Genomic DNA, 13,150 nt, shown 5'->3' on the forward strand with positions numbered 1-13,150 from the left:
CTTTTTGATTTTCGTAAGATTAGTGATACCCTTAACTGGCAACAAGATGTTTGACCAAGTCATGGGCCTCTTGTTCCAGAGCTATAATTTCTCCGATTTTACCCAGCACTCGATCTAACATATGATGTCGACGATCCAGATCCAGGTATTGACTTTTCAATGTCATATTAGCCGCGAGATTCCATCGTTGCGCAGCATATTCGTACGTCTCCACCAGTTGAGAAATATCCGGATTGTACGGTATTCCTTCTCTTAGGAAATGGCCATACAAATATCTGTTATTACTTATGCCCGCCAAGTCGCCATACATATTGTCCAGATATTCTTCTGTCAATGCGGATGAATCTTGCATATGCTGACGTGTAGCGTCGATATACCTTTCAATGGCAGGCAAACCAACATACGGATTAACCAATTCATACCACTCAACCTGTTTGGTTAGCTGCCCGGATATTCCATCCATGATTTCATGATTTTGTTGAAGCATTTCGTAGAACTCTCTCTCTTTCACCTGCTCAACGGCATTCCCAACATCTAATGTAGCATAACGATAACGCGTACCCTCACGGATTAATGGCGTCTGACCTAGATCAAGCGCTTCAAATAACGTCTGTTCATCCATATTACCTTTCAAATGATAAAAATCATCAATAAACTCAAACTGTCCATCTGCATAGTCGGACAAGACAATACAATGCGACGAATGAAGTAATTGATAAAGTGAATTGTACTTCATGTAAAATACATCAACCCATACAATGACTGCTTCGTTTTGCTGAAGCAACGTCATGATTTCCTGGATAACCTCGATCCGTTCGTTTGTTCTGACGATATTCAAATCAATATGATGAATGCGTTGAAACTCATTTTCAACAGTCATATAAGTAGGGACAAGTTTCGGGGTGCCTCTCTCCGGGTCTTCATGGTACATCATCCCGCATTGCTTCCATACCGCCAGGAAGTTCGTGATTTCTTTATAGTTGAGAATGCTGCTTACACATAGGGTAAAGCAATCTTCACCTTCTGTATGTGCTTCTCTTGACTGAATATTCATATATTCCACTCCTTCCCTAAGGTTAGTGCAAAGATATGCATGCATGGATTGTCTGGCAATAGGATCTTGTCAAATGAAATGGGTTCTTCCAGCGTAATCTGCTGGAACCAAATAATAGGCTGTTTGGATGTCAGTAAGATACCCTTTTGTGTACACATCCCGCTACATTGAAACATAATTTCTTCATTATAATGTGGGCTCGTCTCGGTCCAGTTTGTCAGATCCAATGACGCTCTTCCCATCCGCTCTCCGGCTCGTTCAAAATCAATGAATTCATGGTATGAACCATTATCTGCCGCACCCAGAATATATAATGTCGAATATAGATCCAATGGTACCGGAATGCGCTGCCTATCCAGTTCTATATTATTAAATGCCTGTCTGCGTAAAGGAAAATGAAACGGAACATCCCGCCATTGCACATTCTCCTGATCAGGAAGTTCGTCTCCAGGGTATGAGGAACCAAAGGTCGTGAAATTCCCTATCTGGTTTGTATCCAGATAGCTAAAACCATTGTTGTTATAGTGCTCTTCCAAAGGTAGTGGACAATAGATGGTCATGTCATTAACCTCCTAGAATCATTCTATTTACGTCAGGTGACAGTTGACCCGACACCTTGCCGCTGCTCCTTGAACAACGTGTCATACACCTCATGCCGCCCGGCCAGTTCCAGATGAGTGCCCGTAGCAACAATCTCTCCCTGATCGAGCACAATGACTTGCTTGGCATCCTGAATAGCTGAATACCGGTGGGCGATCACAAGCACCGTCATATGCTGTGCGATCCTACGGATCACCTCATTTATTTTCCGTTCCGAGTCATTATCCAGTGCAGAGGTTGCTTCATCCAGAATAAGCATTCGGGGTCTTGTTAACAGCACCCTCGCAAGCGCCAAACGCTGCTTCTGGCCTCCGGACAGCTTAATACTTGACTCACCCAGAACCGTATTATACTTGTCAGGCAATTCTTCAATGAAATCATCCAGCAAAGCCATGCGGCAAACCTCTCGTATCTCTTCTTCTGTAGCCCGTGGCTGTACGAGTCTGAGATTATCCATGATGGACATACTGAACAAGGTATTCTCCTGCATAACCACCCCTATATGTTGATAAAGGTAGTCTGATCCCAAGTCACCAATGGGCTGTCCGTCAACGAGAATAGCCCCTTGCTGTGTTTCATTCTGCCCTAGAATAAGTTTGATTAACGTGCTCTTACCCGAACCACTTCTGCCTACGATCGCTGTATAATCACCAGGCTGGATGTTCAGATTAATCTCATGCAAGACATCACTTTGATTCTCCTGATAACGAAAGGAGACATCCTTGAATTCGAGATGCCCTTGGAACTCTGGCTGTAATCCGAGCTTTCTCTGTGGTACAACGGGTAGTTCCAGCAATTCAACGATCCGTTCAATGGAAGGTGTCACATCATGAAGTTGAACATTGGAGGCATTAATTTCATTAATGTTGTTAATCATCTGTTGATAGTATGTCAGAAAAACAAGCAGTCCCCCGATTGTTAATTCTCCCTGAAAAATCAGCAACCCGCCGATAAAATAAAGATTCATCTTATTAATAAAGTCATCCTGAAAGGTGTAGTACAGCTCATTGGCATACGTATATGCCAGATGTCGGAATTTGATTTTGCCAAAACGTTTCCAATATCCCACAAACTTGATGGATTCTTTGCGTTGCATATTCAGTGCCTTGATTTCCTTCCAGTGTCTGAAGCTGTTCGATATCCATGTCTCATATTCTCCGGTAGTCTGGCGGAATTCAGAGACCAGTACTTTGGCTTTTTTGCCCAATCGGGAACTGATGACAAAGGAAATGGGAAGCATAACAAAACCCAGCAAAGCCATCTTCCAATTCAGCGATAACAGAATAACCACATACGCCCCTACGCTGATCCATTTGAACGTATAATCAATCAAATGCAAAAAGATAAAGTCTTTAACCAGTGTGACGTCTCCATCCAGCCTATTCTTCAGATCTCCCGCACTATAGCGCTCATATAAAGTTGGCTTCATGCGCACTAATCTTTTCCACATGTTCAGCTGCAAATCGAGCTTAGTCCGACCTAATAACCGGTTACTGAACAGCGTTTGTAAACCCAGAGTGGTTGTCTCCAACGCAAATAAGCCCAGGTATCCGGCAAGGATATAGGGTAACATTCCAAGCTCTCGTCCAACCATGACATGATCAATGAGCAGCTTATACAGATAAGGGATCATGAGCGCAATAGCAGTCAAGGCCAATTTCAGTGTACCTAGAATGAAGATTTGACGGTTCGCATTTTTGATAAATGGCTTAATCTGTTTAAAGAGTGCATACCGGGAAGTTGACGGTGTCTTCGTCACGACATCAGTCCCTCCTTCCGGATGAAATCTTCTGCAAATAACTCACTGTAGTGCTCGCTATTCTCCAGCAGATATCCATGCGTGCCTGTAGCCACAATGCGTCCCTGATGTACAACAGCAACCCGATCAGCATTCAGGATGGAGGATAAGCGATGAGCGATGACAATCGAAGCACGATCCTTGCTCAATTTCTGCCAGGAATGCTGGACCGCTTGTTCAGCTTCATAGTCCAAAGCGGAAGTGGCTTCGTCGAATATAATTAATTTGGGTTGTTTCAGAAAAATGCGGGCAATAGACAGACGCTGCTTTTGTCCACCGGAGAACTCCATTTCCCCTGCACCAATAACGGTGTCCAGACCCTGAGGAAGAGAACGGATAAAGTCTCCAATATAGGCCTGATCACATGCCTCCAGCAATTGATCATCATCCGCGTGAGCGCTGCCAAGCATCAGATTGTAACGGATGGTTTCATGGAACAGAATGGCCTCCTGCTGCACAATTCCTACTCTCTTGCGCAGTCGAGACAGAGAATAGTCATCTATATGCCTGCCACCAATTCGAATCTCCCCTTCCTCCGGGGTGTAGAAACCAAGCAGCATGTTCACAATCGTTGTTTTGCCCGAACCACTCTTACCTACAAGCGCAACAGATTCATGAGCACCGATCTCCAACGTGAGACCGTCCAGCACATAGGGACCCTGTTCATCATACCGAAATCTCACTTGCTCGAATGACGTCTCCCCATTTTCCATCTCAACTTCAGATTGACCACCGCTCCTCTCCGTCTCTTCATCCAGAAGATCAAAGACTTTGCGGGACTGTACCGTCAGCTTGGGCAGATTCACAACCGCCTCGTAGATCATCATCATGGATTGATTATTCTTGGTCAGATACGACATAATGGCAACAAAGGCTCCTGCCGTAAGCTGTCCCTGAACAATAAGCACACCCGCAATGGCATAGATACACAGATCTGATAGCAAAAAAATAAATGCATTAGAGCGGGTAGACATCCATTTCATGACTTCTGTCTGATTGTCGAGACGAATAACGTCTGCGCTCTGTCCCGTGAACAGTGTAGTGACCCTTCTGCCACTCCCCAACAAACGAATATCTCTCATGCCTTGAAGCATCTCCAGCATCCAGCTGACAAAATGGCCGTATTTCCCACGCAAAATGGTCTGCTGCTTGGTCATCTTACGATTAAAATACTGTGATACCCAGACCGAAACCGGAACCAGCACCATCATGGCCAGGGCGATATACGGATTGAGATAAAATAAAAAAACAAACGAAACCAGCAATTTCGTAAATGGAGCTGCCATCTGAAAAATGATTAACTCTATTAACTGCATGACAGAATCCGTGTCTCTTGTTAGACGTGTGACCAGATCACCGGTCTGGGCTTTTTGAAAATAAGATGCTTTAAAATGAAGAATGCGATCAAATAAACTTTTTCGAATATCAAATAGAAATTTAACATTCAGGTAGATCCAGATGGATTTAATGATCCAACTTAGAGCCCTTACACCTACATACAAAGCAATATAAGTCAAAATAACATAGCCGAAGAAATGAAGATTACGGTGATAGAATACTTCGTCGATCAAGATGGCAAAAATAAGCGGTCCAATCAGATCCACCACCACCATGATTAGCTCGCAGAACAACATGGTCATCAAGCTGATTCGGTAGGGTTTGGCGAATGTACGGATTCGTTTGCTCAGTGAAATATTCTCCATGCCATCCTCCTCTAGGATATCCAGCTCTCAAGTACGGTCTGGCTCTGGGATTGTACCTCGGTAACAATCGAGAATTCGGTTGTATGGGATAACTTCATCCGCTCCGCCAGCTCTTCATTCCATACACCTTCAGCTGTAATTCGAGTCGTAGATGATGTGGGGTCCTGGTTAACCTCAAGGATCTGGGCAGCGTAACGTTTACCTTGTTCCTCTGTGTACCAGATCAAGGAGTCACCCTTCTGAAACCCCGTAATAGGCTCTTCTGTAAATTCAGCTATAATGTGTAATTTGACATCCTCCCCTTGCAGTGATTCAGACCCTGCAGTTGCCGTTGCCGTCTCACTGCGCAGATAGGAGGTCGTATGGAATTGCATGGCTAACGTCACTAATGCTGTCACAGTTAATCCAATAATGATAAGTGCAGCCACGGGTAATTGAATCGAAAGCCGGAACCAGATCTGTCCTATTCGTTTAGTCCGGCTCATGTTCCGAATCTCCTTCAATGAGGCTGACCAGGTAATCCCTGAAATCGGCTATGGTGTCGGTTTGCACAAATGCCAATTGATCATCGTCTATCTCAATGTTGAATACTTTCTCCATCTCCACCACAATTTTAATGTAATCGAGTGAATTCGTTCCAAGTTCCCCCCAGGCTTGATCCATCTGAATATCCGTTCCATACTCCATAACCTTGTCGATGACCTGTATTATTTGAGTCTCCAATGTCATGATTTCACTCATTCAGATCCTCCCCATCATGTGAGATTTAACCAACTCATCGTAATACTCCCGTTCAAGCACACTTATATTTCTGTATATCTCATGGAGTTTATGAAACGATGTTGGTTTATATGAAGAAGTAAGCACATACTTGGCCAGAACTGAGCGAATGTCACTCCACTCCATGACAATGCGCTCACGAATATGTGTCAATCTGGAATCCGCGCCAGTTAGATTGGCACAACGATACACCTCGGCCTTTTTGGCACTAATCAATTTATGAAGCGAAATGACCCAATCCTCCGCTATGGAAGACACCACATGTTGATCCTGAACAACGGCCTCAAACTGTGGCACACTCTCCTCCAGTCTTGCCAGACTGTTCTCTATCCGCTCCTGTTGCTCTTCAATATGATCCACATAGATCTTCCAGTAAGCCTCCAACTGTTTCGAACTGGCATCTCTTTGATGTATCACCGGATAATGCTTATTGTAGAACGTATAGAAGGTGTGATTTTCCATATTAAAATGCTCGATATAGCCATGATAGCTATCCGACAGATCCTGGTAACTAACAATTCGTTCTTCATACGACAAGTTATCATGATGCTTATGCTCCATCACGGTAAACGTCTGGTTGATCGGATCAGCACCGTATACAAGCCAGGTATGTGGAATATGCTTTTTGAGATACGTATCATTGCGTATGGATGTGTAGTAGACGTCAACCCAGACAATAACCGGTTTGGCATTCAGAACCGCTCGACTGACATCCTGTATAATGTCCTCGCTAGCTTTTACCATTTCATAACCAATGCCCAGATCGTCCAGAATGTCTGTATCCTTGCGACAGGAGAAGAAACCATTCACAAGAAATTGCTTATTCTCAGACCATAGATACTCATCCACATGATGGATGAAAAACGGATGTATGCTTTTGTTCTGTTGCAATACAATGGGAAATAGAGAGTTATAGAAGCATAATTTGAAAAAGACTTCGTTAAAAGGCTGATATCCACCGGAATGGGCTAGCTGTGTATGCTCCATACCCAATGATGATGACGTCTTGTTAACCTTTACAACGCCAGATGGCTGCCCGTTATTTTCACTTTCATATGAATCGGCAAGCCCGGGATTCTCTTCCAGAACTGCTGCAAGCATCCTTATGGTGGGATTGTCATACAAAATGGAAGGCAGGACCCGAATACCGAGATTCTCCAGTTCAACCTCCATTCGGATCACAAGCAGGGAGTGCCCACCAAGCTGAAAGAAGTCGTCGTCAATACCGATCCGTTCCATCTCCAGCAATGTACGCCAAACTTGCACCAGTTGGTGCTCCAGCTCATTCGTAGACGGTGCATAGTTCATGCCAAAATGTAATGACTGCCTCTGGTTCAATAACTCTCGTGTATCTATCTTCCCATGGATCGTTCGTGGCATATGTGATATTTGAATATATCTTGAAGGCAGCATATATTCGGGCAACAATGATATCAGATATTGGCGAATATCCATGACATACAGTTCCGTATCGGCCACAATATAAGCGGTCAGCACCTTCTCACCTTCGACTCCGGTCGTCAGTACAACACATTCGTCAATTGGACCGTAACGGTTCAGATGTCGCTCTACTTCTGCCAATTCAATCCGATGGCCCCTGACCTTAACCTGCTTGTCCATCCTTCCCAGAAATAACATGTGGCCTTCCGCTGTCCACATTCCTATATCCCCTGTGCGAAACATCCGCTCTCCTTCAACAAACGGTGACTCGATAAACTTCTGATCTGTCAATTCCTGCAATCCTATATACCCGCGAGACACCCCGTTGCCCGAAATACATATTTCTCCGGGTACGCCTACGGGCAACATTCGTCCATGACGATCTCCAATGTGTACAAAATAACCTTGAATAGGGCGCCCCACTGGAATCGGATCAACAGTCTCTGATGACAGCTTCTCATAGAGTGCACATACCGTCGTCTCGGTGGGGCCATACGTATTGTATACATTGGTATAGGTGAGCAGATGTCCAATATCCGCCATCTTCAATACATCTCCGCCGCTGATAATGGTGCGAACACTCGCAAGATTGGGCATCCGGTTAAGTTCCCTCAGGATATGAGGTGTAGTGCTGACAAGGGTGACCTTGTGTCTGTCCAGTAACTGCACCAGTCCGTGGATATCCAGCAGTTGTTCTCGTTGAACCACAACCAGTGTTGCCCCGGCAGTTAATCCAGGAAACACTTCTTCCATATAAGTATCAAAGGTACTCGCTGCTTGTTGAAGCACCTTGTCTGTTGAATTTAGTTGAAACTCGGCTTGAAAAGCGTTCACGTATGCACTCAGATTTCGTTGCTCTACTCCGACCCCTTTGGGCTCACCCGTTGAGCCGGACGTATACAGAATGTAGGCTAGACCATTCATATCGGGTACGAAACTTAAACCACTTCCATCTTCTATTCTCCATGGGGCAGCATCCAGCTCAATCATTTCTATGCCTGAGCCTGAAGGCATTGCCAATGTCATCTCCTCTAAAGCTCGATGTACATTCGTTTCCAACAGTCCCGTAAGAATAATGCGGGCATCCGATTCCATTAAAATATGGCGTATACGCTCCATGGGATATTCAGGATGAAGAGGAATATAGGTTCCTCCTGCTTTGAACACCGCCAGGATTGTAATGATTAACTCCATGGAGCCTGCCATCATAACGGGGACTGGACTCTCCGCAGTCACCCCAGAAGCAATCAGGAGACGGGCAAGCTGATTGGATTGCTCCTCCAGAGACTGATACGAAATCTGGCGATCTCCCTCTATAACCGCAGTCTGGTTGGGTGTTCTGTTTACTTGTTCAAGAAATAGAGCACAGACAGAACGTGCCTCCGGCAGGAACAAACGTGGACTCCTGTTCCATCTTTCCATGATTTCATTCTCCTCTTCCAGAGAAAGGAGCTGACTCATGGATAGCGGTTGGTCTGGTAAGGCTGTTGTCTGTTCCAGCAATCGTATGTAGTGGGAACATAAACGCTCAGGTTGGCTGGGTTCATGGGATATGGCACCATAACGGAGAGTCATCTGAAGTCGTTGATCTACCCGGTCAAACGCCAGTGAACAATGGGCTCCTTCATCCAGAATAGGTTCCTCATGGATTCCTTTCATATACAGAACCGTCTTCAACTCGCACTCCTCGGGAAGCCGCCCCAGCTTCTCTGCCATCTTATCGTAAGGAAAATGCCAGTACGTTCGGGCGGACATGACTTCAGATTTGGTATGTAATACCAATTGTCTGAACGATGCTGTCTCGTCTACTTTTCCACGAATTGCGAGCAAGTGGGAACTTCGAAAATCTTCGACTTGTTCTGGAGTCAGGGGCATACCCAGCAACATATCTTGATGTCCATAATAACGATACAACAGATGTTGAAATCCCGATAAGAGCAATATATACAACGCCAAATTTGACCCCCCACTCATGCGGATCAATCTTGCGGACAATTCATCTGGAAAGGATAAGGAAAGGATCTGTACGTTGGGTTCTCCAGTCTGTATCGAAGGTTGCAGAATTCCATCAAACAACGTTCCAATATGAATATCGCCATCTAGTTGTTTCTGCCAATACGCTCGTTCTTCCTTAAATTTATCACTCGACATCATAACATTAAGTAGATGGATATCCATGATCTCACCCCGAATACATAGTAAACCGGCACAACAAGTGCTGATCACACCTGTCCTGCCGGTTGATTGTTGTACACGTGCTTGTTTATGCCGTAGTAACTTTCAGGTCACTCCACAAATAATACTGCCCCGTCTCGTCCAGGATCTGGTGGAACCAGTCATCCCGTTCTTCCTGCTCTACTTGTTTGGTTTCGAATATTGTTCCGAGCCATTCCAGCGACTGTTTCATCTGCTCCGTAGTCGGGGCCTGATCCGCCGCCTCAAGCTCCTCTTGAAGCTGTTGAATCTGTTTATATGGCTCTACGACTCCTTTTTGATATTCCTCCTGATCCCAATTCCGATTAGGTGTAGCTACAGCCGCAGCCATACATTTCGTTACTACCGTTGGTCTCGGTCTGGATACAACAGCCTGATCCAGTAACTCTTTCAGTGCTTTACGATCCTCTTTCTGTCCGTAGGCAAAAGATTTCATACCGAGCTTATCCATTTCTACCAGTCCGCTCAGGACATTTTTGGGTCCAAGTTCAATCGTCAGCGTAACTCCATGCTTCTTGAGATATTGCATCGTCTGTGCCCACTTGACCGGCTGGGACAGCTGCCTTTGGAGAAGTCCCGTAATTCTCCCGGCTTCGGTGTATGGCGTGGCGGTAACATTGGATACGACAGGCCACTTGAATGGATGGAAACGATAATTGGCAAGTTCCACCCCAAGCTGTTCACCAGCCGACTCCATCAAGCGGCTATGGAACGGCGCACTCATCATCAACGGGGTTGTCTGGGCATCCTGGTCCAGCAGGATGGATTCCACTTGTTCAATCGAATCCTGATGACCGGATATGGCATACTGGCTCGAAGCATTGTAACAGGAAATCGCAGACCAAGCCGTATCGGTTGACACTTGCTCGCAGGCTCTGCGGATCATCTCCTCATCGGCACCATCAATGATGGTCATGGCTCCATCTGCTTCATCTGCGATAAGTTCCGTCAATTCCCCGCGTCGCTTGGTGATCTGCACAGCATCACCAAATGTCATAGCACCGGAGCACGCTAGAGCTGCATACTCACCCAGGCTGTGGCCTGCGCAGAATTGCGGGTTGATCCCGATCTCCTCCATGTAGACACGATAGGCAACCACACTCGCTGTCAACAATGCCGGCTGCATATTGGAAGGTTTGTTCAGATCAAAAAGGCTGCCTTCAAAACTCAATTTGGCCAAATCAAAGCCCAGAATATGGTTGGCTTCTTCATACGTTTGTCTTGCAATCTCGTACTGATCATAGAAGTTTTTCATCATCCCTACATATTGAGAACCTTGCCCTGGAAACAGAAATGCTATTTTTTCCATTGATTAAACACCTCGCCTCTTAGATTGGATTTACGCGATAACTTCCATGGACACATACGCAGGCTGATCCTGGATCATGCTTAGATCACTCTCAAACAAATAAAAATCTCCGTTCTGCTCAATCTCACGGAATCCGGCAAATTTGTAAGTGATCATCATCGTACGATTTCGATCTGTTGATACAAACTCGGCCTGCAAACGGACATTCGCTTCCTTAGCCATACGCATCACATGATGCAGCAGCAATGTACCTGCTCCTCTGGACATGACGCGGCAGGACACCAGCAGCAGTTTCAGTGTCCACACTTCGTCATTTAATTCGAGCAACGCCAGGCCGATTTTGCCATACGTACCGTACTTGTCTTCCAGTCCTGCAATCAGCAGTTTGTGGCGTGGAGAATACCGGAATTGATCGAGTTCCTCGTAAGAGTAGGTATAACCTGTGGCGTTCAGTTGATGTGTTCTGACCGTCAGTTCTTCTGCACGCTGTAGATCCCCTTCCTTCACTTCAGAGATCGTGAAGATCATGCCAAGGGAGGCCAGGAATTCATCCTGAGTACCTTCGAACTCCTCCTCCTTCTCATTGCGGGCAATATCATTCATATACATCTTTCTGCGTAAGGCAGAATCCTCGGTAATGAAACGTGGCTTCATCTCATCCATATCTGTTAATTCAAGATAGGCCATCGCATCGATACAGAGGACGTCGGGGTGAGTGAATAATACTTCCTCACGTTCGAAAGGCTGATCATCGATAAAAGCAATCGTGTCCATTCCGATATTGATGGATTCCACGATGGTTTTCACCGATCGGGATTTGGCATTCCAATTGATTTGTGGATAGATAAAATATTCGCGCAGACCGAATTCTTCCAACTTGGCCATCGCCAGTTCATGATCGTTACGGCTGGCAATCGATTGCAGAATTCCTCGTTCATCCAGAGTACAGATAACTTCCACAATATTTTCTTTCAGCGTGACCTGTTCATCCTCCAGCAAAATTCCGTTCCAAATAGTATGGTCCAAGTCCCAGATTACACATTTTATTTTTTTCATGACAGAACAGCCTCCTCTTGTACGGATTCATAGGTACTCGCAGCATATGAAGCAATAACCATCTCATGCATTTGTGTGGTGCCCTCGATAATCTCATTCACACGAGCATCCCGGTAAAATCGCTCCACCGGATACTCCGCACTACAGCCCTTGGCTCCATGAATCTGTACCGCACAGTGCGCTACCTTGTTGACCATATCTGCCGCATAGTATTTCGCCGTCCAGGTTTCCATAATGGAATCCGGGTCCATCACTTCTTTCAGATATCCGGATTGATAACATAAAAGCCGCGCCGCTTTCACATCCACTATGATCTCCGTCAGCATTTTCTGAATTAACTGATTTTCCTGCAGGAGGACTCCGAACTGACGGCGGCTGCCTGCATAACTCAGCGAAGCATCCAGACAGGCTTGTCCCAGTCCAACACAGCCCCAAGCTACGGTATAGCGACCATAATCCAAGCAATGCAAGGCCACCATAGAGACACCTATACCTGAACTCCCCACCATACGATCGGATTCAACGTAAACATGCTCCAGATGCAGTTCCGCCAGCATCGAGCCTTTAACCCCCAACATCCCGTTGATCGGCTGTATCTTCAATCCTGGGTTGTTCCGTTCCACCAGGAACGCGGTTGGTTTATCATTCACCTGGGCAAAGATGAGAAATAGGTCAGCAAGCTGACCCATCGTGATCCACTTTTTCTTCCCGTTCAACACATATCCTTCGCCATTGAATTCGGCTACGCTCTCGATGCTTTTGGCATCACTACCGACTCCGGGTTCGCTCAAACCAAAGGCTCCAATGACTTCACCCGAGGCCAGACGTGGCAACCAATAGGAACGCATCTCTTCAGAACCAAACTTCTGAATGGCTATGGCAACCATACCGTGAACCGTAAGCAGACTTCGTACGGATGAACATCCTCTTCCGATCTCCTCGTTCAGCACCCCAACTGATATCGGATCAAGCCCCATACCTCCATATTCCCGAGGAATCATAGAACCCAGATAACCTGAGGATTTCAGCGAGTCGATCACCTCTGGATGAAGCCGTTCTTCTCTATCGTGCAAGCCTGCGTACGGGACGATATATTGATTGGTAAATGATGCAGCATCCTGCTTGCAGTGTAACTGCTGTTCGCTCAATTCCATTTTCAACACGTTAACCTCCTATAATGGGACCGGATGAATGCA

10 protein-coding genes are annotated in these 13,150 nt (G+C 45.7%); all 10 read right to left on the reverse strand.

Annotation, left to right across the window (positions count from 1 at the left end; genetic code table 11):
- Positions 1 to 31 precede the first annotated feature (31 nt).
- The 10 genes from MKY92_RS26360 to MKY92_RS26405 all read right to left on the reverse strand — a co-directional run bounded on the left by MKY92_RS26360 (position 32) and on the right by MKY92_RS26405 (position 13,108).
- Positions 32 to 1,054, reverse strand: a complete 1,023-nt coding sequence (locus tag MKY92_RS26360; protein ID WP_339298191.1) for a BtrH N-terminal domain-containing protein — start codon at positions 1,052 to 1,054, stop codon at positions 32 to 34.
- Positions 1,051 to 1,614, reverse strand: a complete 564-nt coding sequence (locus MKY92_RS26365) for a hypothetical protein (protein WP_339298192.1) — start codon at positions 1,612 to 1,614, stop codon at positions 1,051 to 1,053. Before MKY92_RS26365 ends, MKY92_RS26360 begins: the two co-directional genes overlap by 4 nt.
- A 32-nt stretch (positions 1,615 to 1,646) precedes the next feature.
- Entirely contained in the window at positions 1,647 to 3,413 is a 1,767-nt protein-coding gene (locus tag MKY92_RS26370) for an ABC transporter ATP-binding protein (protein ID WP_339298193.1), read from the reverse strand.
- A complete protein-coding gene (locus MKY92_RS26375; RefSeq protein ID WP_339298194.1) occupies positions 3,410 to 5,155 on the reverse strand; it encodes an ABC transporter ATP-binding protein in 1,746 nt (581 codons plus the stop codon). The genes MKY92_RS26370 and MKY92_RS26375 overlap by 4 nt, the downstream gene beginning before the upstream one ends.
- Before the next feature lie 11 nt (positions 5,156 to 5,166).
- Positions 5,167 to 5,640, reverse strand: coding sequence for a hypothetical protein (locus MKY92_RS26380; protein WP_339298195.1), 474 nt, complete (start codon positions 5,638 to 5,640; stop codon positions 5,167 to 5,169).
- Positions 5,627 to 5,896, reverse strand: coding sequence for a phosphopantetheine-binding protein (locus MKY92_RS26385; RefSeq protein WP_221820660.1), 270 nt, complete (start codon positions 5,894 to 5,896; stop codon positions 5,627 to 5,629). The genes MKY92_RS26380 and MKY92_RS26385 overlap by 14 nt, the downstream gene beginning before the upstream one ends.
- Entirely contained in the window at positions 5,897 to 9,529 is a 3,633-nt protein-coding gene (locus MKY92_RS26390) for an amino acid adenylation domain-containing protein (protein WP_339298196.1), read from the reverse strand. It lies immediately after the preceding gene.
- A gap of 109 nt (positions 9,530 to 9,638) precedes the next feature.
- Positions 9,639 to 10,898: an ACP S-malonyltransferase gene (fabD, locus tag MKY92_RS26395; RefSeq protein ID WP_339298197.1), complete on the reverse strand. Its 1,260-nt coding sequence runs from the start codon at positions 10,896 to 10,898 to the stop codon at positions 9,639 to 9,641.
- Between the two features lie 30 nt (positions 10,899 to 10,928).
- Entirely contained in the window at positions 10,929 to 11,954 is a 1,026-nt protein-coding gene (locus MKY92_RS26400) for an HAD-IIIC family phosphatase (RefSeq protein WP_076212928.1), read from the reverse strand.
- Positions 11,951 to 13,108, reverse strand: coding sequence for an acyl-CoA dehydrogenase family protein (locus tag MKY92_RS26405; protein WP_339301919.1), 1,158 nt, complete (start codon positions 13,106 to 13,108; stop codon positions 11,951 to 11,953). Before MKY92_RS26405 ends, MKY92_RS26400 begins: the two co-directional genes overlap by 4 nt.
- Between the last annotated feature and the right edge of the window lie 42 nt (positions 13,109 to 13,150).

Origin of the sequence: Paenibacillus sp. FSL R5-0623 (assembly GCF_037974265.1) — a bacterium.
Lineage (GTDB): Bacteria > Bacillota > Bacilli > Paenibacillales > Paenibacillaceae > Paenibacillus.